Here is a 21324-nt window from a genome sequence, read left to right on the forward strand (position 1 = left end):
GTCGTCGCGCCGTGCGTCACTTCGGCAGCGTCGGAATCATCCAGGTCAGTACGTGCTGCTGCAGGAACACCAGCACGCCGAGCAGCAGCGTAAGGATCACGCTGTGCCAGAAGGTGCGTGCGAACACGACCCCCTCCTGCCCTTTCAGGTCCGTCGTCGATACGCCCGTCGCGATGTTCTGCGGCGAGATCATCTTGCCCATCACGCCGCCCGACGAGTTGGTCGCCGCCATCAGCACCGGATCGAGGCCGAGCTGCCGGGCGGCCACGACCTGCAGGTTGCCGAACAGCGCGTTGCCCGACGTGTCGCTGCCGGACAGGAACACCGCGATCCAGCCGAGCGACGCGGACACCAGCGGGAACAGCGCGCCGGTCGACGCGACACCGGTGCCGAGCGTGTAGCTGATGCCCGAGTAGTTCAGCAGGTATGCGAGCCCGACGATCATCATCACGGTGCCGATCGCGATCCACGTCTGCCGCCACGTCTTCGCCACGCATTCGACGAACGCGCCGGGGCCGGTGCGCGTCAGCGCGGCCGTGATGATCGCCGACAGCAGGATTGCGGTGCCCGTGCCGAGCGGCTGGAAATCCCAGATCGCCGCATACGGCTTGTGGTACAGCGACACGTACACGGCGTTGTGCAGGCCCGGCCACTTGATCTTCACGTCGCCGATCGCCGCGATGTTCGCGTGCACCCACACGATCACGACCACCGACACGACGAGCCACGGCAGCCAGCCGCCGAAGCCCGCGCGCGCGGCGCCGGCGGCGGCCGGCACGCTGCGCGCGAGCGCGTATTGGGGATCGGGCTGCGGCTTCCACAGCTGCAGGAAGCCGATCGTCACGATCAGCGACGAGAGCGACGACAGCACGTCGGTGAGCTGGTAGCCGAGGAAGTTCGACGTGACGAACTGCGCGATCGCGAAGCTGCCGCCGGACACGAGCAGCGCCGGCCACAGCTTCGCGATCGAGCGCAGCCCGCCATACGCGCCGACCACGTAGAACGGCAGCAGCAGCGCGAAGAACGGCAACTGCCGGCCGACCATCTGCGCGAGCGTCGCGGGCGGCAGCGACGTGACCGCGCCGAGCACGGTGATCGGCACGCCGAGCGCGCCGAACGCGACCGGCGCCGTGTTGAACAGCAATGTATAGGTGAGCGCTTCGAGCGCGGGGAAGCCGAGCGCGATCAGCAGCGCGCTCGTGATCGCCACCGGCGTGCCGAATCCCGAGATTCCTTCGAGCAAGCAGCCGAACGAGAACGCGACGACGAGCAGCACGAGGCGGCGGTCGTCGGGCAGGTTGTCGAGCATCCACTGCCGGAACTGGTCGAAGCGGCCCGACTTCACCGCGATGTTGTACAGCAGCAGCGCGTTGAAGACGATCCACATCACCGGCACGACCGCGAGCGCCATGCCGGCGCCGACTGCGTTGAACGCGAGCCCGGCCGGCATCCCCCACGCGCCGATCGCGACCGCGAGGCCCGCGACGAGCCCGGCGAGCGACGCCTGCCACGCGGGGCGGCGCAGCACGCCGAGCGCGATCAGCGCGACCGCGATCGGGATCACCGCGACGAGGAACGACAGGAGCAGCGAGCCGGCGATGGGCGTCAACGGTTGCGCGAAGACGATGCCGGGCGGTAGGGCGTCGGTGGGATTCATCGTGTCTCCAGAGTCGACCCGGGTTCGCATGTCGACGCGTCGGGTTCGGTACAAGGCGATGTCCTGCAGTCACGACCACGATGAGGCGCTTGCGTACGCAACGACGTTGCGCGGCCAACCGATCGGTCGCTTAAAAGAGGTTAGGAGGCGCGACGCGCTTGTACAAGGGGGGAGAAGCCCGATGCGGGCGAGCCGGTGCGAACCGCCGCCGCACGATGGCCGACAGATGGCGCGCGGCTGTCGCGCCCGACAGGAAACCCGTCGCGACGGCTCACCGGCGCCCGCAATGTTGCGCGACCGGAAAAGGTGACTGCCGGCCACGAGGATGTTTCGTTTGACGTCCGAAGCCTAGACTGGCTGCATCGTTTCCGCCCGCGCCGGCGATGGCGCGGCACCGGAATCTCACGGAGCAAACACGATGAAGACGATGAAACACGCGGTATGCGCGGTCGTGCTGATCGGCGCGGCGTTCGCCGCTCACGCGCAAGCCGCGTCGACGCTCACGCGCACGCAGGTCCGCCAGGAACTCGTGGAACTGCAGGCCGCCGGCTACCGGACGAGCCTCGCAAGCAGTCCCGACTTTCCGCGGAACATGCAGGCGATCATGCAGCGGGCCGAGCGGGCCCGCGGTGACGGCGACGCGGCCGGTTACGGCAGCGACGGCCGGGCCAACGCGGCATCGGGCAAGCCGGCGCTGCCGCACGCAATCGATCGCGGCACGTACGCCCATCACTGATCATCGACGAAACCGGATTGCGATCGCATCGCGGCGCGGCGCACCTTGCGCCGGCCGCGTGCGCGATACGTCACACGCTGAAGCGGTTCAGCGTATAGGCGCGATAGGCGGCGACGAACGCGTCGAACGATCCGGCCTCCTTCGCTTCGAGTTCGGCCTGCTCGGCCAGCGACTTCGCGGCGAGCGCCTGCTCGGTGTGCAACGTCTCGGCCGACGGCGGATGCGCGCGGAAATACGCGGCATGCGCTTCGCTCTGCGCGAGCCCGAACGCGAGGAACGACTGGCCGTTCTCGCGCATCGTGCGCAGCACGCGCGCGGACGGCGTGCGCTCCGGATCGGCGAGCTTCTCGCGCTGCGCGGCAATCGCACGCGCATGCTCGTCGCCGCCGCGGATTTCGTCGAGCCGGCGGCCGACGATCTCGATATCGGCCATCAGCTCGTCGGCCCACTGCTGCAGCGTGACCGGCTGGCCGTCGCGCGTCAGCGTGAGCCCCGGCTGGCGGCCGTCCAGCGTCACGCTGCCGAAGTTCGCGTTCGCTTCCTTGTACGCGTCGCAGTCGAGCGGCGCGCTGTCGTCGAGCGCGCACGCGAGCAGGAACGCGTCGATGAAGCGCGCGGTCTCCAGCGCGATGCCGGTCGGCTCGAACGGATCGATGTCGAGGCAGCGCACTTCGATGTACTGCACGCCGCGCGACGCGAGCGCATGCAGCGGCCGCTCGCCCGAATACGTGACGCGCTTCGGCCGGATCGTCGAGTAGAACTCGTTCTCGATCTGCAGCACGTTCGTGTTGATCTGGATCCACTCGCCGTCGCGATGCGTGCCGATCGCCTCGTACGCCGGATACGGCTCGCTGACGGCCTTCGACAGCGCGTCGAGATAGCCGGGCAGCGTGTTGTAGTCGACGTGCAGCGCGGCCTGGGCCGTCGTGTTCGAGTAGCCGAGATCGCTCATCCGCAGGCTGGTCGCATACGGCCGGTACAGCGTATCGGCGTCGAACGTGTCGAGCTTGTGCGGCTTGCCGCGCAGGAACTTCGTGTCGAGCACCGGCGACGCGCCGAACAGGTACATCAGCAGCCAGCTGCGGCGGCGGAAGTTGCGGATCTGCGCGAGATAGCGTTCCGACTGGTAATCGACGAGCGTTGCCGTCGACTCTTCGTCCGCATGCAGGCGCCGCCACACTTCCTCGTGCAGCGAGTAGTTGTAGTGGATGCCGGCGATGCACTGCATCGTGCGGCCGTAGCGATACGCGAGGCCGCGCCGGTACACCGTCTTCAGGCGGCCGATGTTCGACGTGCCGTAGTTGGCGATCGGGATCTGGTCGTCGGCCGGCAGCAGGCCCGGCATCGAGTCGTTCCACAGGATCTCGTCGCCGAGCGATGCATAGACGTAGCGATGCAGATCGTCGAGGCGTTCGAGCGTGAGCGCGGCGTCGCGCTCCGCGGGCGTGATCAGTTCGATCAGCGCTTCGGAATAGTCGGTCGTCAGCGCCGGATGCGTGAGCGCCGAACCGAGCGCGCGCGGATGCGGCGTGAACGCGATCATCCCGTCGCGCGTCACGCGCAGGCTTTCCTTTTCGATGCCGCGCAGGCCGTCGGGCAGATGCTGCCGCGTCGGGCCCGAGCTCAGCGCGTCGAGGCGTTTCAGCAGCAGTTCAGACTGGCGGTGAGTCATGGTGTTCGACATGGAGACGCAAGTGCGTGACGGCCGCGCGCAGAACGCCGCGCGCGGCCGGCTGGATTGTTGGTCGCTTCGTTGGTAGCGGGCACTTTAACATCTCGCCGAAAGCCGCGCTTGAGGTGGCCGCGGGCACGGCGCGCGGGCCGGAGCGGGCCATCGGGCGGGCCGGGCGCGGCGGTCCTGGCCTGAGTCACCGGTTCCGGAAGATGCCGATCGGCACGCCGGTCGGCGGAAATCGTCGGATGAAACTTGAACGGCGAACGGGTAGCGGCAGGTGCAACCGTGCCGCTGGATGGATCGCGAAACGACGCTTGCGCAGGCAAGCGTACGCGCGACATGCAGCCGGCGCCTGATGCGTGAAATCCCCATGACGAACCGCGTCACACCAGCGCTTGCCGCATGGCGGCACCGGTGGCGCAATGGGTTGCAGCACAGCCTTCTCGCGGTCGCACCTGGCCGCGGCGCGCCGCGCTTACCCGCCGCGCGCGCCGCCCGCCCGGTCGGCCACTTCGTTCCACAGATGCAGCGCCGCATACGCGCGCCATGGCCGCCAGCCTTCGGTGCGGCGCTTCTGGGTGGTGAGCCGATCGAGCGCCGGGTCGCGCGCGGCGATCGACTGCATCAGCACGAGATCGGAGGCCGGCCATGCGTCCGGGTCGCGCCACGCGCGCATCGCGATGTATTCGACGGTCCACGGGCCGATGCCGGGCAAATCCAGCCACGCACCGCGCAGCGTCGCGAGATCGGCATGCGCACGATCGACCGGCACGTCGCCGGCCGCCACCGCGCGCGCCACGCCGGTGAGTGCCGCCACGCGCTTGCCGGGCATCCCGATCTTGTCGAGATCGCACGCGGCCAGCGCGTCGGGCGTCGGGAAGCGCCACGCGGGCGCGCCGTCGTCGTCAGGCATCACGCGTTCGCCGGCCCGTTCGACGAGCCGGCCGACGATCGTCGTCGCGGCCTTCACGCTCACCTGCTGGCCGACGATCGCGCGCACGGCCAGCTCGAACCCCGACCACGCGCCCGGCACGCGCAGCCCCGGCGCGGCCTCGACGAGCGGCGCGAACCACGGATCGCGCGCGAGCCCGCCGCCGATCGCGGCCGGATCGGCGCCGAGGTCGAACATCGTCGCGACGCGCGCGGCGAACGCATCGTCGACGTGACGCGCGACCGCCCCTTCGACGGTCGCGAGCAGGCAATGCTTGCGTGGATGTTTCGTGACGGTGAGCCGGCCGGCCTCGCCATGCAGATCGACGATGCGGCGGTACACGCCGTCGGCGACCTGCTCGACGCCCGGAATCGCGCGCCCGCTGAAGAAGCGCAGCACGCGCGCCCAGTCGTACGGCGCCTTGTAGCGCAGTTCCATCTGCGCGGACGGCGACTCGAGGCCGCCGTTCGCGAGGGACGTGATCGTTGTCGTCTCGATGCTCAAACCGCACTGCCCTCCGTCTCGGCTTCGGCTTCATCGTTGTGAACATGACGCGCCTCGGCCGCGAGCAGCGTCGCCTTGCGGCGCACGCCCCAGCGATAGCCGGCGAGCGCACCGCCCTTTTGCACGACGCGGTGGCACGGAATCGCGAGCGCGACCGGATTCGACGCGCATGCGGACGCCACCGCCCGCACCGCGCGCGGCGAGCCGAGCGCCTCGGCGATCTCCGAATAGCTGCGCGTTTCGCCGTACGGGATATGCGTCAGCGCTTCCCACACGCGCTGCTGGAACGCGGTCGGCGCGATGTCGAGCGGCAGGTCGAATGCGTGCCGCGTGCCGTCGAGGTACGCGCGGATCTGCGCGACGAACGGCGCGAGCCGCGCGGACGATTCGACCAGTTCAGCGCGTGCGAACGTGTCCTTCAGCCCGCCGACGAGCGATGCGGCGTCATCGCCGAACGCGATCCGGCAGATGCCCTGGTCGGTGGCGGCAACGAGCACCGTGCCGAGCGACGTCGACGCGGTCGCAAAGTCGATCCGCAGGCCGGCGCCCTGACGGCGGAATGCGGACGGCGCCATCCCCAGCTCGCGCGGCACCGACGCATAGAGCCGCGACGGCGAGTTGAACCCCGCGTCGACGGCCGCCTGCGTGACCGGCTGCCCGTTTTGCAGCGCCTGCCGCAGCGCGGCGCCGCGCTGCGCGGCCTGGTACTGCCGCGGCGACACGCCGACCACGCGCTTGAAGAGCCGCTGCAGGTGGAACGGGCTCACGTGCACGGCGTCGCTCAACTGCTGCAGCGTGAGCCGCTCGGCATGCGCGTCGAGCACCGCGCATGCACGGTTGACGATTTCCAGCTCGCGCGGCAACCCTTCCGGCTGGCAACGCTTGCAGGGCCGGAAGCCGGCCGCGCGCGCGGCCGCCGGATCGGCGAAAAAGGACACGTTCTCGCGGCGCGGCTGGCGCGACGCGCAGGTCGGGCGGCAGAACACGCCGGTCGTGCTGACGGCATAGAAGAACGCGCCGTCCGCATGCGGATCGCGCTTGGTCACGGCGCCCCAGCGGGCATCGTCGGTCGGATAGGCGGTTTTCATCTGAACCTCGCACTCTCTAGTGTAGATGGTGCCTACTCTAGCCATCGGCACATGCCGTCGCGCCCTGAATCTTGCTCTGTGATTCGCACCGGCGAATCGGGGCCGCATCCATAAAAAATAAATCCGACGAACCGCGCGCGGCCGCTGCTCCAGCGCCGCTTTCGTCATCGTCCCGTCACCATTTTGCTGCACTGCGGATGCGACAAATCGCCGTCCTGACGTTTTTTTGCAATCGGAATATTGCGTCGCACCATCGCCGTGTGTATAGTTGGAACTGTCTCCTCCATGTCTCCTCCTGATATGGATTAAGCCCGTTCCGCTCTGCGTGAACGGGCTTTTTTTCGTCCGTCGATTGTGCCGCGTTCCGGCCGGCAACGCAGGCCCGATGCGTCTACACTCGATGCTCGTCGACTGCGAAGGAGTCCCCCGCCCATGAAGCCCACCATCCGCGGAATCGATCACATCGTGCTGCGCGTGTCCGACATGGCGGCAATGACGCGTTTTTACTGCGATGCCGTCGGTTGCCATGTGGAGAAGGAACAGCCCGACCTGGGCCTCGTCCAGCTGCGCGCCGGCGATGCGCTGATCGACCTGCTGACGGTCGGCGGCCCGATCGATCGCCCCGACAGCGGCCCGCCCGGCACCGGGCGCAATCTCGATCACCTGTGCCTGCGCGTCGAACCGTTCGATCCCGACGCATTGATCGCCCATTTCGCCGCGCATGGCGCGCAGCCCGGCGCGCCGGCCGAACGCTACGGCGCCGGCGGCTACGGGCCGTCGATCTACGTGTTCGATCCCGAAGGGAACATGGTCGAATTCAAGGGGCCGCCGGCCGCGCTCGGCTGACCGCGGCCGGCGCGCGGGTCCTGACGGGCCCTTACGCGCCCTCGCGCGCCTTCAGCACCGTCCATTCGACCGCGACCGGATCGTGGTCGGCGCTCGAGATCCACGCGGTGCCGTCCTGCACCGTGCACTGCAAGCGCATCGTGCGCGCCGCGAGCCGCCCGAGCGCGGCCGCGACGCCGTCGGCGAGCGACAGCACCTGCACGTTGCGCAGCCGTTCGACCTTGCTGCGCACGCCCTGCCACCAGATATCCGACGTCTTGCCGCCGTATGCGATCACCGTCACCTGCCCGGCGCGGCCGGCCGCCTTCGAGATCCGGCGTTCGTCCGGCTGGCCGGCCTCGATCCACACGTCGATCGCGCCGGTCAGGTCCTTCTGCCACAGGTCGGGCTCGTCGACGTCCGACAGCCCCTTGCAGAATTCGAGCCGCTCGTGCGCGAACAGCGCGAACGCGACGATGCGCACCATCATCCGGTCGTCGGTTTCGGACGGATGGCGCGCCACCGTCAGCGCGTGATCGGCGTAGTAATGCCGATCCATGTCGGCGATTTGCAGTTCGGCTTTGTAGATCGTGGATTTCAGCGCCATGCGGATGCGGCCCGGGCGGGCATTCGGTTCGGTCGGGCCGTGATGATACCGAATGCGCGCTGCCCGGCGTGCGTCATGCGCGATTCACAGCACAACGGCCCGGCATGCGCCGGGCCGTGTTCAGTTAGCGCCGCCGGCTGGTCGGCCGGCGCGCTCGCGCGTCGTGCGACTGCGCGGTAAATGGACGGTTACTGCTTGACGAAGCGCGAATCGGTCCAGAGGCCTTGCTGGTCGCTGTTGTCGGCGCTGACGAACTGCACGTCGCCCTGGTCGACCGACACCACGCGGAAACGCTGGCCTTCCGGCACCGACAGGCAGCGGAAGTCGTCGAAATACTGCTGCTTCGCCTGCGACTTGCCGTCACGTTCGTGATTCAGTACGGAATCCAGATTGTCTTTCGACAGGCAGCCCCACGCATTCTTCGTCAGCTGGATTTCCTGCTTCGGCTTGACGGCCGAATCGCCGCCGGCCTGCGCGATCGACACAGCGCAAAATGCGCCGACAAGGGCAAAAAGGACACCGGTACGCTTGATCATGTTCTGTCTCCAGGCTTGCGGGCACCAGGCTGGGTTAGCTATGTGTTTAAAGGTGATCGTGAACCCGCGTTTTTCACTTTAGGGGACCGGCAAACGATAGCAAGCACATTTGTTGTGCGACCGCAATAGCGGCGGATTGTCGCACCCCGTGCGCAGCCCGCTTTTGGCGCGATGCGCGCGTGCGGCAAAGGCTGCCGAACGACGCGCCGGCCTGCACCGCCGGGCGCAAAGCGTTACCCGGCAAGGCTTTCAGCAAAGTTACAATGCGGCGATTGAACGGTTTGGATAATCCATTTCGCTATCCGGATTATTTTGATGCAATGCACATAAAGTCATCCGAAACGATTCGACTTTACCGCAGCGCGGAATCGCAAATACCTGATACAAGAAAAATGCCAGGTATAAGCGCATCCGTATTTATCCGTAGTTCCCCGCCTGTATTCGACGCTCGCGAAGCCCCATCGCAAACGCTTTTACCGGTGTGGCGTTTACCCTGCCTTATTCAGCCCGATTTGCTGCCGCTCGAAATAATCGCGCTGAAAGATGCACATGCGAAAAGCGTTGTGATACGCCCCATTCCCGAAAAATTCTTCCTTCAATTCGGCCTCGTGCTGGAAGCCGCATTTCTCGTACACGTGGATCGCCGCCGCATTCGACGTATCGACGATCAGGTAAAGCTTGCGCATGTTCAGCACCTTGAACGCATACTCGATCGCGAGGCGCGTCGCCTGGCCCGCGTAACCGCGCCCCTGGCACTGCGGCGCGATGATGATCTGGAACTCGCCGCGGCGGTGGATGTAGTCGAGCTCGATCAGCTCGACGAGGCCGACCAGTTCGTCTTGCGCGTCGACTGCGACGAAACGGCGCTCGCGCTGGTCGTGCACGTGGCGGTCGTACAGTTGCGACAGTTCCGAGAAGGTTTCGTACGGCTCCTCGAACCAGTAGCGCATGATCTTCGCGTCGTTGTTCAGCTCGTGGACGAAGCGCAGGTCCTGGCGCTCCAGCGGCCGCAGCGCGAGCGTGTGGGTATCGTTCTGAAGTTGCATGTTCATGTCCTTTTCGATGCCGGCGCAGGTGCGGAACGCCCGCGCGGCGCGGCCGCGTTCGGGCCCGTTTCGCACTGTAAGAAATTGAACGCGGGCGCAGTTCAGAGCCTAGAATGGGAGCAAGGGTTCCTGCCACCGCAAGGAGGCTATCGTGGTCGAGCAAGTCATCCTCGGAATTTTCCTCGTGCTGCCGCTCGTGATCGTGGCTGCGCTGTTTTCCGACGAACTGTGGCAGGAGCACCGTCGCCAGCATCCGCGCGACGAGAACGCACCGCATATCGACTGGAAGCATCCGTGGCGCCGCGTGCGGCGCGGGCATTGACTCCCATCGTCGTCGATCCTCAGTACACACCGGCCGGGCCACCCCAGGCCGGGTAACATGCGATGCCGGGCACAGCCCTTGCGCTTCGATCCGATTCCCGCCCAACCCGCGAGACACCGACGTGAACGACAAGCCCGCCATTCCCCCGCACGATATCCCGAACGAAACGATCGACCTGCAGATCGCCGATGTGCTGGCGGCCGTCCGCTATCCGGCGAACAAGGATGCGATCGTCGATGCCGCACGCGACGCCGGCGCCAGCAACGACGTGCTGTCGATGCTCGACGGCCTGCCCGAACAGGACTACGCGGACGTCGACGCCGTCACGCGCTGCGTCGCCGGCAACTTCGGCCCGGGGCTCGGCATTTGAGCGGATGCCAATAACGCGATAGGATCGGGCCGCACCGGTCGCGCCGCGATCGGAATACGTGCCACCCGGCGCAAGATCGGGTGTTCGAGCACGCGCGTCCGGGGGACTCCATGGAAGGCATCCTGATCCAGCACACGACGCAACGTCAGCTGTGGTTCGGCGCGCTGACGGTGCTCGTCATCCTGCTCACGCTCGGGATCGCCGCGCCGCACGCGAACGTCGCGCTGCCGCCCGTCGAACCGTTCATGCCGATGTGCGCGCTCACCGTGTTCACGACCGCAAGCATCGCGGCGTTCTTCCTCGGCGCGCAATTCACCGTCACACGCCAGCCCGTGCTCGGCGCGCTCGGCGGCGCCTATGCGTTCACCGCGCTCGCCGTCGCGCTGCAACTGCTCACCTTTCCCGGCGTGTTCGCGCCGCACGGCCTGCTCGGTGCGCGCCCGCAAAGCGCCGCGTGGATGTGGGTGTTCTGGCATGCCGGCTTTCCGTGCTTCGTGATGGCCGCGCTGTTTGCACGCGAGCGGCTGACGCGCGCCCCGGTCGGCGCGAAAGAGACGCGCCGCTGGGCCGCCGCGCTCGTCGGCGGGCCGGCCGTCGCGGCGGCGCTCCTGTGCGCGTTCGCGCTGAACGTGTCGCTGCCGCCCGCGTTCCATCCGCCCCGCGACGCGGCCGTGCTGCCCGTCAACGGCATCGCGCTCGTCGTGTGGATCCTCAACGCGCTCGCGCTCGTGGCCGTGCTGGTCACGGGCCGGCTGCGCACGACGCTCGACCTGTGGCTCGCGATCGCGGTGCTCGCGTGCCTCACCGACACGACGCTGAACCTGCTGAGCACGAACCGCTTCACCGTCGGCTGGTACGTCGCGCGCGTGTTCAGCATGTTCACGCCGGGCGTGCTCGTGTGCGTGCTCGCGTGGGAAGTGACGATGCTGTATCAGCAGTTGTTCGAAGCGCACGCGACGCTGGTTCGCTCTTCCGCGCGCGACGGGCTCACGGGCGCGTTCAACCGCAGCCACTTCAACGACCATTTCCACACGCTGTTCCTGCAGGCGAGGCGGCAGGGCGAACCGCTGTCGCTGCTGATGGTCGACGTCGACCGCTTCAAGGCGTACAACGACGCGTTCGGTCACGTGAAGGGCGATGCGTGCCTGATCGCCGTCGCGAATGCGCTGGCCGGCGCGGTGCGGCGGCCGGCCGATATCGTCGCGCGTTACGGCGGCGAGGAATTCGCGATCGTGCTGCCGAACACCGGCGCGCGCGGGGCGCGGGTGGTGGCCGACGAAGCGCGCGACGCCGTGCTGCGGCTCGACCTCGCGATGCCCGACTCGCCGGCCGGGCGCGTGAGCGTCAGCGTCGGCTGCGCGACCGTGTCGGCCGACGATCTGTCGACCCCCGACGCGTTGATCGAAGCCGCCGATGCCGCGTTGTATCGGGCGAAGGATACGGGGCGAAACCGGGTCGTCGTCGCTTGAAACGTCTGCTGTTTGGCCAATTGTTACGGTCATTGTGACCGGAATAATCCGCCGTTACGGATTGCGGCGCGGGGATACGATCGCTTACAGCCCGGGCCGGCGCCGCTCGCTATGCTGGGTTTCATATTGAACCCGAGCAGGTGAACGCGATGAAGAAGGCCCTTTTGCTGATTGCCGGCGTCGCCGTGTTGTTGAGCGGCTGTATCGTGGTGCCTGACGGTGGCGGGTATTACGGCGATGGCGGGTATTACCATCATCATCGTCATTGGGATTGAACGTCCGGCCTCGCATCGACGGGCCTCCCAATTTCGTCATCAAGCTTGATACCGACGCAGGATCGGCCTGACGACAGCGGGGGATAAAGGCACCCCCTGCCTGTGTTAACATGCCCCGCTGCATACCGATTCAAGGGCCCTCCACCGTGGCGAAATTTTCAAACGGCAACCAAACGCCTCGTATCGCAACACGCGATCGCGACGTTCGAACCGCTGTCATGAAAAAGGTCCTTGCAGAGCCGCTGTCGAATCCCAACGTGCTCGTCGTAGAAGAGCTGGGGCTCGAGCACGGCGCATGCAGGGTCGATATCGCGGTGATCAATGGCGTCATTCACGGGTATGAGCTCAAAAGCGATACCGATACACTGCACCGTCTTCCGCTGCAGATCGACGCCTACTCGCGCGCGCTCGACAAGGCGACGCTCGTCGTGAGCGAACGGCACTTCGTCGAAGCGGCGAACCTGCTTCCACCGTGGTGGGGCATCAAGGTGTCGCGCGTCGGCCCGCGCGGAGCGGTTCACATCGAGACCGAGCGCGCCGCGTCGATGAACCCCGACATCTCGCCCTTCCATGTCGCCCACCTTCTGTGGCGTGACGAAGCGCTGGCCATTCTGGAAGCCCTTGAAACCGACAGGAAGGCGCTGCGCGGCAGCAGACAAGCGCTGTATGCGCTGCTCACGCAACACCTTTCCCCTTCGTCTCTTCGGGCGCAGGTCAGGGAAGCGTTGAAGCGCCGAACAAGGTGGCGACATCCCTCACAACCTTCGTGACATGGTGGTTGCTTCCAACCATCGGCCAGGTTGATGCACCGCCGGTACTTCCCGTGCCGCTCGCGCAGTCCTCGATGAATTGATCACCGTGTGAGTAAGCGCCTCCCATGAAAATCGGTGGGCTGGCGGACACGATGCTCCGGCAAATGTCCGCGTACTGCGCGCGCCCATGTTTCTTGACCTGCACGCCCATCGCGATGAACCACTTATCGTCGATGGTGTACTTCACCTTTGCAGTCGGATCGAGCATGCGTGGATCGATGAGTTCGGTCTCCGGATGCGCCACCGCGTAGTCGCCGAACGTCGGCACGCGTGTGCCGGCAGGCAGCATTCCGACAAGTGCTTTGTAGCCAAGCCAGTCATGACGCTTGATCAGGCCGGACGGTCGATACGACGCCGACGGCAACGTCTGCGGGAACGACGTCCCGGCAATCGTGACGGATCGCCAATCTTCCAGCTTGGGCAGTTCGTCGAGCAGCCCCTTCCACACCAATGCCTGCATCTTCGGGCTGGTTGCGATGTCGGCCGCGCAATCGAGTACGAGATCGCACGCGCCCTCTCCTATTCCGATTCCGTCCAGCAACGCGTTCAGCTCGGCACTCATCGAAATACCGAAGTCGTCCGGCGTCAGTCGAAGGCAGGCTCCCCGTCCATCGAGAGTGACAATCGTCCTGACCGCGGCCATGTACGCTTCGGAACGCCCCAATCCAAACACCGGAACGGGCATGGCTCCGGCGGCACGCGCCAGGTCGAAGATATGGGCCAGATGATGCGCGCCGCTCTCGACACATGCGTCGCCGTCGATAAAGGGAGAATCGACAAAACAACGTCGCGTGTCCCATTTTTGCTTGAGTCGCATGCCAAACTTGCTCAAGTGCTCGTCGAGGCTCTTGGCTGGGGCTTCAGCTTCAAAGTCCCAAGCCTCCGTCGGCACCTCGAACAACGGTGTCACCCAATCCATGACCGTCGCCGTCAATCTGGACAGCGCAAGGTATTCCCCTTGACGCCATTTCAATACTGGAACGTAGTGGTTGTGATCGAACATGCTTTCCTCAAAATAGAACTCGTCAAAGTTGAGCACTCCCGCCACTCCGAGACGAATGGCGTCATTTGAGGATTACAGCACCGACTCAATATCTCAAGACCACGCACATGATTTGTCCAATTCGCACTGGATATCTCAATAAGTCGACGCCAGAAATTGATGCATATTTCGCATCATTCAATAAATACGTTGAGACAAAATCTGCGACGTCGAGAAGGCCTCTTCGCCGTCGCTGCCCCGCGTGTATTGCCAGTCGAGGAATGCCGAGCACATCAGGCGGCTGACACGCAGCCCAAGACATTGATCTTTGTCTCATGAAGGACGACGACAAATAGGCAATCAATCGATTGCATCGGTAAATGTCATAAACCGTATATTTTTATCGTCGCCACACGCGAGCATTCTTCATGATTGGCGCAAGGATGTCGCCTCGGAGGGAGGTTTTTTTATTTTTAAAAACAATGCGGCTTTTTATTTCCCAATACAAAACCTGCTGAAAATCACGCCCAGCAGATCATCCGACGTGAACTCCCCGGTAATCGCATTGAGCTGCTCCTGCGCGAGCCTCAGCTCCTCGGCAAACAGATCGAGCGACTGCGCACGCTGCTCCGCATGATCCGCCGCCTGGGCGAGATGCTCCTGCGCGGCCCGCAGCGCGATCAGATGCCGCTCGCGCGCCAGATACACGCCTTCGGCCCCCGCCTGCCACCCCGCAATCCGCAACAGCTCCGCGCGCAACATGTCGATCCCGTCGCCGCGCTTCGCCGACAGATGCACCTCGGTCAGATCGCCTTCCGCCGCCGGATGCTCGACGCACGCCGGCACGCCGGTCAGATCCGTCTTGTTCAGCACGCGCACCACCGGCACGCCAGCCGGAAACCGCGCGGCGATCACTTCGTCATCGGGCGTCATCCCCGTGCGCGAATCGAGCAGATGCAGCACGACGTCCGCGCGCTCGATCTCGCTCCACGTGCGCGCAATGCCGATCCGCTCGACTTCGTCTTCCGTCTCGCGCAGCCCGGCCGTATCGATGATGTGCAGCGGAATCCCTTCGACCTGGATCGTCTGCGCGACCTTGTCGCGCGTCGTGCCGGCGATCGGCGTGACGATCGCGAGCTCGGCGCCCGCCAGCGCATTCAGCAGCGACGACTTGCCGACGTTCGGCTGCCCCGCGAGCACGACCGACAGCCCTTCGCGCAACAGCGCGCCCTGCCGCGCATCGCCGAGTACGTGCGCGAGTTGCGCGCGGATCTTCGCAAGCTTGCCGCGCGCGTCGGCCGCTTCGAGGAAGTCGATTTCCTCCTCCGGAAAATCGAGCGTCGCCTCGACGAGCATCCGCAGCGTGATCACGTCGTCGACGAGCGCATGGATCTGCCGCGAGAACGCGCCGTCGAGCGAACGCCCGGCCGAGCGCGCCGCCGCCTCGGTGCTCGCCTCGATCAAGTCGGCGACGGCCTCCGCCTGCGCGAGGTCGAGCTTGTCGTTCAGGAACGCGCGCCGCGTAAACTCGCCCGGCTCCGCGAGCCGCAGCCCGAAGCCGCCCCCCGCATCCAGGCAGCGCTGCAGCAGCAGTTGCATCACGATCGGCCCGCCATGCCCCTGCAACTCGAGCACGTGCTCGCCGGTGTACGAATGCGGCGCCGGGAAATACAGTGCGATGCCGCGGTCGAGCGGCGCGCCGTGCGCATCGAGGAATGGCACGTAGCTCGCATGGCGCGGCGTGAGCTTCTGCCCGCACAACGCGTCGATCAGCGGCAGCGCGGCCGCCTCGCCGCCGCGCCCGAACGACACGCGGACGACCCCGATGCCACCCCGGCCGGCAGCAGTGGCAATGGCGACGATCGGATCGGAATCGGTAGCGAGCATGGGAATCGGTGGAGTCAGGGAAATCGGGTAATCAGCGCGTCAATGGTGCGCCCGCGCAACAGTTCGGGCATCGGAACGCCGGCATTGTAGCGTGCCGGCTCACAGGCCACTGGCCGCGGCGCCCGATTCGGACTTGCCCGAATTTATCCCGCCGGGGATAAGCCGAGTATCAGTCCAGCGGGATGAGCCGCCCGCCGCTTCGGACAAGTATGTTTGCTGGAGCGGCTCGACACTGCGTCCCTCAATTTCATTGACCATCCTGACCAAGGTCGGGATTCGTCCGAATGAGATACGTTTATCCCATATGGTTGTCTGAGACACGGCGATGGAATTGCACAATCTCCCCATGCCGACATCCGAAGAAAAAGCCGCGTTCTCGGAACGCCTGAAATTCGCCCTGCGGCGCAGCCCGGAGAAGGTCACGGGCGCGACGGAACTGGCGAACCGATTCAATCTGCGCCACCGCGGAACGCACCCCGTTTCGCCGCAAACCGCGCATAAATGGCTGACGGGCCGCACGATCCCGACGTCGGACAAACTCGAAACGCTGGCCGAATGGTTGCGCGTCGAAGTGCATTGGCTGCATTACGGGCCGTCGCCGAGCGTGATCGAACACCCGACACCGCAACCGCTGCCGCGCGACGAACGCTATCCGCCGACGCCCGAGACGATCGAACTCGCATCGAAGATCGAGGCGCTGTCTCCGCATCAGCGTTACCTCGTTCAGGAACTGGTCGAGCAGTTCTACGGCGATCCGAAACTCGAAGCGAAGAAGGCCTGAACGGCAGCAACCGCACGCGCCGCCGTCGCTGTCACCGTCGCCGGAAACAAAAAGCCGCATGGCCATGAACCATGCGGCTTTTTTTTGCGAGCCTCGCGGGCGGCTGGCCGCCCGCGGCTACAACAAACGTCAGGCCGGCTTCTTCTTGACGCCGCCGAGCTTGCGCGTGATGTAGTACTGCTGCGCGATCGACAGCACGTTGTTCACGACGTAGTACAGTACCAGACCGGCCGGGAAGAAGAAGAACATCACCGAGAACGCGATCGGCATGAACTTCATCATCTTCGCCTGGACCGGGTCCGGCGGCGTCGGGTTCAGGCTCGTCTGCACGAACATCGACACGGCCATCAGCACCGGCAGGATGAAGAACGGATCGCGCTGCGACAGGTCGTGGATCCACAGAATCCACGGCGCGCCGCGCATTTCGACCGACGCGAGCAGCACCCAGTACAGCGAGATGAACACCGGGATCTGGATCACGACCGGCAGGCAGCCGCCGAACGGATTGACCTTCTCGGTCTTGTACAGCTCCATCAGCGCAGCGTTCATCTTCTGCGGATCGCTCTTGAAGCGTTCGCGCAGCGCCTGCATGCGCGGCGTGATTTCCTTCATGCGCGCCATCGACTTGTAGCTCGCGGCCGACAGCGGGAAGAACACGGCCTTGATCAGCACCGTCAGCAGCACGATCGCCCAGCCCCAGTTGCCGACATAGCTGTGGATCTTCTCGAGCAGCCAGAACAGCGGCTTCGCGATGATCGTCACCCAGCCGTAATCCTTCACGAGTTCCAGGCCCGGCGCGATGCCTTCGAGCATGCGCTCTTCTTCCGGACCGGCGAACAAGCGCGCCTGCACGTCGGCCGACTGGCCCGGGGCGATCGCGGCGACCGGCTGCTTCACGCCGACGCGGTACAGCGTCGAATCGATCTTTTCAGCGTAGATGTCGCGCTTCGCGCCCTGCTGCGGAATCCAGGCCGACGCGAAGTAGTGCTGCACCATCGCGACCCAGCCGTTGTCGGCGGCCTTCTCGAAGTTCGCCTTGTTCTTGTCGAGGTCGCTGAAGTCGATCTTCTGGAAGTGCTTCGCGTCCGTGTAGACCGCCGGCCCGAGGAACGTGTGCGAGAACATCGGCGTTTCGACGGCCGTGTTGTCGCGCACCAGTTCCATGTAGACCGTCGGCGTGACGGGCGCCGTGCCGACGTTGTCGATCTTGGTGTCGACGCCGATCACGTAGCTGCCGCGCGTGAACGTGTAGGTCTTCACGACCTTCACGCCGCCCTTCACCGGCGATTCGAACGACAGCTTCAGCGTGTTCTGGTCGCCCGTCAGCGACGTCGAGCCGGGGTTCAGCTGCGTGTAGACGTCGTTGTGGTTCGGGAAATCGCCGCCGAGCAGGCCCGTGCGTGCGAGATACGTGTGGCCGGCCGTGTGGTCGAACAGCGTGATGTACAGGTCGGGCTGCTTGCCGTCGCCCTGCTTCTTCAGCGTCAGCTTCGCGAGCGTGCCGCCGCGCGTGTCGATTTCGCCGTCGTACACGTCGGTCGAGAACTTCACGAGCTGCGCCTGTGCGGCCGGGGCCGTCGTCGACGGTGCGGCGCCGGCTGCGGCGGCCGGCACGTCACCTGCGGTCGTCGTCGCGCCCGTGCCCGATGCGCCGCCGGCAGCGGCCGGGGCCGTGTGCGTGGCGCTCGGGAAGAACATCGACGGGCGTCCATGGTCCCGCTGCCAGTTGTCGTACAGCATGACAGCTGACATGAAGAAGATCACCCATAGGACGGTGCGTTTGATATCCATGCGTTGTCTCAGAGTCGATGGGACCGCGCGTCGGCTTCGCCGCGAGCGCGAGTGTCGGAGTTGGGCGGCGGGACGAGGTCGATGCCGCCCGCGGAAAACGGGTGGCATCGGCACACGCGCCTGACGGCGAGATACGTGCCGCGCGCGGCGCCATGATACTGGATTGCCTCGCGCGCGTAATCCGAACAGGAAGGATAAAAACGGCAACGGTTGCCGAGCATTGGGCTCACGGCAACCTTGTAGAAGCGCAGCAAGGCGATCAATACCGTTTCCATACCTTGGGCGGCGCCGTACGACGCCGCGTCAAAACCGGCCGGGCGGGCGCGAACGCCGCACCGGGCACGGATGCGTCACTCGGACGCGGGCTTCGACGCACGGCGCGCGATTTCCCGGACTGCCCTGTCGAGCAGTTCGCGGATCTCGGCCGCGCACATCGCCGCGAGCGGGGCGGAAGCCGCGCTCGGCAGCGCTTTCTTGTCGAAGCGCGTGTGCTGCCGCAGCAGCAGGTCGTAACCGGCGAATTCGGCGCGGCGCAGGCGAAACTGATCGCGCGCCAGCCGCTTCACGAGATTACGGGTGACCGCTCGCGGCGCATACTTCTTGCCGATGACGAGCCCCAGGCGTGCGGGCTGACCGGTCGGCTTGCCGTAGATCACGAAGTGCGCGGAACGCCGCCAGGGGCGCAAACGAAAAACGGATGAAAATTCATCCGTTTTCAGAAGTCGCGCAGCTTTCGGGAAGGCGGCTTTCGTCTGCGACGGATTCGCACCCGGCTCGACGGCACCTTCCGCAGGACTGCGGACGGCGGACACAGCGCGCAACCTGCCTTAGATGGCGAGGCGCTTGCGGCCCTTCGCGCGGCGAGCGTTGATGACCTTGCGGCCACCTGCCGTCTTCATGCGGACACGGAAGCCATGGGTGCGCTTGCGGCGCGTCACGGACGGTTGGTAAGTACGTTTCATGATGTTCTCACTTGTTCGAGAATGTCGAAATTCAGGGGACCGCGTGCCCTAACCGGAGGCATTCGGGCGAACGCAATCGCCGGGAATACAGGATTGGTTTTCGCGGAACCCGCTATTTAAACCGTTTTTCCGTTGACGGTCAATACTTTAGGAGTCGCTCGCCTGTGCCGGCCCACTCCGATCCGGCCCCGCGACCCACAAACACAGCCTGTGGATAAGTCCCGCTGTGGCCGCGTTTGGCGTTAGAATCTCGCCTTATCTCCAAGAATCCCGCACGCCGCTTCGGCTCGCGCCTGCCCCTCCAACACTGTGATGCAGGCGTCCGAGGCACGCTCGCACGACCGCTTCGGGCCTTGTTGCGCAACCGCCACAAGGGCGCCGGCGAGCCGCGCTGTGCACGCAAAAAACGACAGTTACTTGATGAACGATTTCTGGCAACACTGTTCCGCACTGCTGGAGCGCGAGCTGACGCCCCAGCAGTACGTGACGTGGATCAAACCCTTGGCCCCGGTGGCCTTCGATGCGTCGGCGAACACGCTGTCCATCGCCGCGCCGAACCGCTTCAAGCTGGACTGGGTCAAGAGCCAGTTTTCGGGCCGGATCTCCGATCTGGCCCGTGAATTCTGGAACACGCCGATCGAAGTCCAGTTCGTCCTCGATCCGAAGGCCGGCATGCGCAGCGCCGCGGCAGGCGCCGCACCGGCCGCCCCGCGTGCGCCGCTGGCCCCGAGCGGCCCGGCCGCGACGGTCGCCGCGATCGCCGCCAACCTGACCGCGAATGCCGCCGCCGCGCCCAGCGCGCCGGCCGACGTGCCGATGACGCCGTCGGCGGCCGCCGCCCACCACCTGAACGCCGACGACGCCGACATCGACCTGCCGAGCCTGCCCGCGCACGAAGCGGCGGCCGGCCGCCGCACGTGGCGCCCGGGCCCGGGCGCCGCGCCCGCGAACGGCGGCGAAGCCGATTCGATGTACGAACGTTCGAAGCTGAACCCGGTGCTCACGTTCGACAACTTCGTGACCGGTAAAGCGAACCAGCTCGCGCGCGCCGCCGCGATCCAGGTCGCGGACAACCCCGGCATCTCGTACAACCCGCTGTTCCTGTACGGAGGCGTCGGCCTCGGCAAGACCCACCTGATCCACGCGATCGGCAACCAGCTGCTGCTCGACAAGGCCGGCGCGCGCATTCGCTACATCCACGCCGAGCAATACGTGTCGGACGTGGTGAAGGCGTACCAGCGCAAGGCGTTCGACGACTTCAAGCGCTACTACCACTCGCTCGACCTGCTGCTGATCGACGATATCCAGTTCTTCTCCGGCAAGTCGCGCACGCAAGAGGAATTCTTCTACGCGTTCGAGGCGCTGGTCGCGAACAAGGCGCAGGTGATCATCACCAGCGACACGTATCCGAAGGAAATCTCGGGCATCGACGATCGCCTGATCTCGCGCTTCGACTCGGGCCTCACCGTCGCGATCGAGCCGCCCGAGCTGGAAATGCGCGTCGCGATCCTGATGCGCAAGGCGCAGTCGGAAGGCGTGAACCTGTCGGAAGACGTCGCGTTCTTCGTCGCGAAGCACCTGCGCTCGAACGTGCGCGAACTCGAAGGCGCGCTGCGCAAGATCCTCGCGTATTCGAAGTTCCACGGCCGCGAGATCTCGATCGAGCTGACCAAGGAAGCGCTCAAGGACCTGCTGACCGTGCAGAACCGGCAGATTTCGGTCGAGAACATCCAGAAGACCGTCGCCGACTTCTACAACATCAAGGTCGCCGACATGTACTCGAAGAAGCGCCCCGCGAACATCGCGCGGCCGCGGCAGATCGCGATGTATCTCGCGAAGGAACTCACGCAGAAGAGCCTGCCGGAAATCGGCGAGCTGTTCGGCGGGCGCGATCACACCACCGTGCTGCACGCGGTGCGCAAGATCGCCGACGAGCGCAGCAAGGACGCGCAGCTCAACCACGAGCTGCACGTGCTGGAACAGACGCTGAAGGGCTGAGCGCGCGCACCGCGCTTGATAATTCGGCCTCCGCCCCAATTTAAGGGGGGCGGTTCGGTTTTGAGGCACA

General features: G+C 65.6%; 22 protein-coding genes. 9 read left to right on the forward strand and 13 right to left on the reverse strand.

The annotated features are described in order from the left end of the window. Positions 1 to 16: 16 nt before the first annotated feature. Entirely contained in the window at positions 17 to 1657 is a 1641-nt protein-coding gene (locus tag HWX14_RS30020; RefSeq protein ID WP_175885908.1) for an L-lactate permease, read from the reverse strand. Positions 1658 to 2075: 418 nt separating this feature from the next. Here HWX14_RS30020 and HWX14_RS30025 point away from each other — a divergent pair, with 418 nt between their 5' ends. Then, on the forward strand, positions 2076 to 2393 hold the full coding sequence (locus tag HWX14_RS30025) for a DUF4148 domain-containing protein (protein ID WP_175885909.1): 318 nt from the start codon (positions 2076 to 2078) through the stop codon (positions 2391 to 2393). Positions 2394 to 2463: 70 nt separating this feature from the next. Here HWX14_RS30025 and gshA read toward each other — a convergent pair whose 3' ends face one another. The 3 genes from gshA to ada form a co-directional block, all read right to left on the reverse strand. Continuing rightward, positions 2464 to 4077 carry a glutamate--cysteine ligase gene (gshA, locus tag HWX14_RS30030; RefSeq protein ID WP_175885910.1) on the reverse strand — a complete coding sequence of 538 codons (1614 nt, stop codon included), beginning with the start codon at positions 4075 to 4077 and terminating at the stop codon, positions 2464 to 2466. A 466-nt stretch (positions 4078 to 4543) separates the two neighbouring features. Continuing rightward, a complete protein-coding gene (locus HWX14_RS30035; RefSeq protein WP_175885911.1) occupies positions 4544 to 5503 on the reverse strand; it encodes an AlkA N-terminal domain-containing protein in 960 nt (319 codons plus the stop codon). Continuing rightward, positions 5500 to 6591, reverse strand: coding sequence for a bifunctional DNA-binding transcriptional regulator/O6-methylguanine-DNA methyltransferase Ada (gene ada / locus HWX14_RS30040; RefSeq protein WP_175885912.1), 1092 nt, complete (start codon positions 6589 to 6591; stop codon positions 5500 to 5502). Before ada ends, HWX14_RS30035 begins: the two co-directional genes overlap by 4 nt. A gap of 432 nt (positions 6592 to 7023) precedes the next feature. Between ada and HWX14_RS30045 the strand changes: the two genes are divergently transcribed. Continuing rightward, positions 7024 to 7437: a VOC family protein gene (locus HWX14_RS30045; protein WP_175885913.1), complete on the forward strand. Its 414-nt coding sequence runs from the start codon at positions 7024 to 7026 to the stop codon at positions 7435 to 7437. Positions 7438 to 7468: 31 nt separating this feature from the next. On the opposite strand, the gene HWX14_RS30050 is transcribed toward HWX14_RS30045, so the two are convergent. From HWX14_RS30050 to speG, 3 genes are all read right to left on the reverse strand, one after another. Beyond that, positions 7469 to 8023 carry a YaeQ family protein gene (locus HWX14_RS30050; RefSeq protein ID WP_006477425.1) on the reverse strand — a complete coding sequence of 185 codons (555 nt, stop codon included), beginning with the start codon at positions 8021 to 8023 and terminating at the stop codon, positions 7469 to 7471. Between the two features lie 188 nt (positions 8024 to 8211). Next, positions 8212 to 8559, reverse strand: coding sequence for a hypothetical protein (locus tag HWX14_RS30055; protein ID WP_006477424.1), 348 nt, complete (start codon positions 8557 to 8559; stop codon positions 8212 to 8214). A gap of 488 nt (positions 8560 to 9047) precedes the next feature. After that, positions 9048 to 9605: a spermidine N1-acetyltransferase gene (gene speG, locus HWX14_RS30060; RefSeq protein WP_175885936.1), complete on the reverse strand. Its 558-nt coding sequence runs from the start codon at positions 9603 to 9605 to the stop codon at positions 9048 to 9050. 151 nt (positions 9606 to 9756) lie between these two features. Here speG and HWX14_RS30065 point away from each other — a divergent pair, with 151 nt between their 5' ends. From HWX14_RS30065 to HWX14_RS30080, 5 genes are all read left to right on the forward strand, one after another. Further along, positions 9757 to 9927, forward strand: coding sequence for a hypothetical protein (locus tag HWX14_RS30065; RefSeq protein WP_006477422.1), 171 nt, complete (start codon positions 9757 to 9759; stop codon positions 9925 to 9927). Positions 9928 to 10048: 121 nt separating this feature from the next. Further along, positions 10049 to 10297, forward strand: a complete 249-nt coding sequence (locus tag HWX14_RS30070; protein ID WP_175885914.1) for a DUF2795 domain-containing protein — start codon at positions 10049 to 10051, stop codon at positions 10295 to 10297. Between the two features lie 110 nt (positions 10298 to 10407). Then, positions 10408 to 11766 carry a sensor domain-containing diguanylate cyclase gene (locus HWX14_RS30075; protein WP_175885915.1) on the forward strand — a complete coding sequence of 453 codons (1359 nt, stop codon included), beginning with the start codon at positions 10408 to 10410 and terminating at the stop codon, positions 11764 to 11766. A 149-nt stretch (positions 11767 to 11915) separates the two neighbouring features. Further along, positions 11916 to 12041 (forward strand): hypothetical protein, encoded by a 126-nt coding sequence (locus tag HWX14_RS36810; protein ID WP_260525822.1) that lies wholly within the window; start codon positions 11916 to 11918, stop codon positions 12039 to 12041. 218 nt (positions 12042 to 12259) lie between these two features. After that, a complete protein-coding gene (locus HWX14_RS30080; RefSeq protein WP_244130378.1) occupies positions 12260 to 12811 on the forward strand; it encodes a sce7726 family protein in 552 nt (183 codons plus the stop codon). Here HWX14_RS30080 and HWX14_RS30085 read toward each other — a convergent pair. Both HWX14_RS30085 and mnmE read right to left on the reverse strand, forming a co-directional pair. Next, positions 12756 to 13892 (reverse strand): beta family protein, encoded by a 1137-nt coding sequence (locus tag HWX14_RS30085; RefSeq protein ID WP_244130379.1) that lies wholly within the window; start codon positions 13890 to 13892, stop codon positions 12756 to 12758. The genes HWX14_RS30080 and HWX14_RS30085 overlap by 56 nt on opposite strands. Before the next feature lie 435 nt (positions 13893 to 14327). After that, positions 14328 to 15722: a tRNA uridine-5-carboxymethylaminomethyl(34) synthesis GTPase MnmE gene (gene mnmE, locus HWX14_RS30090; RefSeq protein ID WP_175885917.1), complete on the reverse strand. Its 1395-nt coding sequence runs from the start codon at positions 15720 to 15722 to the stop codon at positions 14328 to 14330. Between the two features lie 346 nt (positions 15723 to 16068). On the opposite strand from mnmE, the gene HWX14_RS30095 reads away from it, so the two are divergent. After that, positions 16069 to 16503: a transcriptional regulator gene (locus tag HWX14_RS30095; protein WP_006489946.1), complete on the forward strand. Its 435-nt coding sequence runs from the start codon at positions 16069 to 16071 to the stop codon at positions 16501 to 16503. 129 nt (positions 16504 to 16632) lie between these two features. Here the strand turns inward: HWX14_RS30095 and yidC are convergent, their stop codons facing one another. The 4 genes from yidC to rpmH form a co-directional block, all read right to left on the reverse strand. After that, entirely contained in the window at positions 16633 to 18294 is a 1662-nt protein-coding gene (yidC, locus tag HWX14_RS30100) for a membrane protein insertase YidC (protein ID WP_175885918.1), read from the reverse strand. A gap of 8 nt (positions 18295 to 18302) precedes the next feature. Beyond that, a complete protein-coding gene (yidD, locus tag HWX14_RS30105; protein WP_006750110.1) occupies positions 18303 to 18569 on the reverse strand; it encodes a membrane protein insertion efficiency factor YidD in 267 nt (88 codons plus the stop codon). Between the two features lie 75 nt (positions 18570 to 18644). Continuing rightward, positions 18645 to 19106, reverse strand: a complete 462-nt coding sequence (rnpA, locus tag HWX14_RS30110) for a ribonuclease P protein component (RefSeq protein WP_006489941.1) — start codon at positions 19104 to 19106, stop codon at positions 18645 to 18647. A 15-nt stretch (positions 19107 to 19121) separates the two neighbouring features. Next, positions 19122 to 19256: a 50S ribosomal protein L34 gene (gene rpmH, locus HWX14_RS30115; RefSeq protein ID WP_004198824.1), complete on the reverse strand. Its 135-nt coding sequence runs from the start codon at positions 19254 to 19256 to the stop codon at positions 19122 to 19124. A 420-nt stretch (positions 19257 to 19676) separates the two neighbouring features. Here rpmH and dnaA point away from each other — a divergent pair, with 420 nt between their 5' ends. Continuing rightward, a complete protein-coding gene (dnaA, locus tag HWX14_RS30120; protein ID WP_053524377.1) occupies positions 19677 to 21254 on the forward strand; it encodes a chromosomal replication initiator protein DnaA in 1578 nt (525 codons plus the stop codon). Positions 21255 to 21324 lie beyond the last annotated feature (70 nt).

This window comes from Burkholderia sp. BCC0044 (genome assembly GCF_902832955.1).
In the GTDB taxonomy this organism is placed as follows: domain Bacteria; phylum Pseudomonadota; class Gammaproteobacteria; order Burkholderiales; family Burkholderiaceae; genus Burkholderia.

Excerpts from the sequence above, each read along its gene's own strand:
- HWX14_RS30045 (WP_175885913.1), top strand. The coding sequence starts at position 7,024 with ATGAAGCCCACCATCCGCGGAATCGATCACATCGTGCTGCGCGTGTCC.
- HWX14_RS30075 (WP_175885915.1), top strand. The coding sequence starts at position 10,408 with ATGGAAGGCATCCTGATCCAGCACACGACGCAACGTCAGCTGTGGTTC.
- HWX14_RS30055 (WP_006477424.1), bottom strand. The coding sequence starts at position 8,559 with ATGATCAAGCGTACCGGTGTCCTTTTTGCCCTTGTCGGCGCATTTTGC.
- HWX14_RS36810 (WP_260525822.1), top strand. The coding sequence starts at position 11,916 with ATGAAGAAGGCCCTTTTGCTGATTGCCGGCGTCGCCGTGTTGTTGAGC.
- HWX14_RS30080 (WP_244130378.1), top strand. The coding sequence starts at position 12,260 with ATGAAAAAGGTCCTTGCAGAGCCGCTGTCGAATCCCAACGTGCTCGTC.
- mnmE (WP_175885917.1), bottom strand. The coding sequence starts at position 15,722 with ATGCTCGCTACCGATTCCGATCCGATCGTCGCCATTGCCACTGCTGCC.
- HWX14_RS30050 (WP_006477425.1), bottom strand. The coding sequence starts at position 8,023 with ATGGCGCTGAAATCCACGATCTACAAAGCCGAACTGCAAATCGCCGAC.
- yidD (WP_006750110.1), bottom strand. The coding sequence starts at position 18,569 with ATGGAAACGGTATTGATCGCCTTGCTGCGCTTCTACAAGGTTGCCGTG.
- rpmH (WP_004198824.1), bottom strand. The coding sequence starts at position 19,256 with ATGAAACGTACTTACCAACCGTCCGTGACGCGCCGCAAGCGCACCCAT.
- speG (WP_175885936.1), bottom strand. The coding sequence starts at position 9,605 with ATGCAACTTCAGAACGATACCCACACGCTCGCGCTGCGGCCGCTGGAG.
- HWX14_RS30025 (WP_175885909.1), top strand. The coding sequence starts at position 2,076 with ATGAAGACGATGAAACACGCGGTATGCGCGGTCGTGCTGATCGGCGCG.
- dnaA (WP_053524377.1), top strand. The coding sequence starts at position 19,677 with ATGAACGATTTCTGGCAACACTGTTCCGCACTGCTGGAGCGCGAGCTG.
- ada (WP_175885912.1), bottom strand. The coding sequence starts at position 6,591 with ATGAAAACCGCCTATCCGACCGACGATGCCCGCTGGGGCGCCGTGACC.
- HWX14_RS30020 (WP_175885908.1), bottom strand. The coding sequence starts at position 1,657 with ATGAATCCCACCGACGCCCTACCGCCCGGCATCGTCTTCGCGCAACCG.
- gshA (WP_175885910.1), bottom strand. The coding sequence starts at position 4,077 with ATGTCGAACACCATGACTCACCGCCAGTCTGAACTGCTGCTGAAACGC.
- HWX14_RS30095 (WP_006489946.1), top strand. The coding sequence starts at position 16,069 with ATGCCGACATCCGAAGAAAAAGCCGCGTTCTCGGAACGCCTGAAATTC.
- yidC (WP_175885918.1), bottom strand. The coding sequence starts at position 18,294 with ATGGATATCAAACGCACCGTCCTATGGGTGATCTTCTTCATGTCAGCT.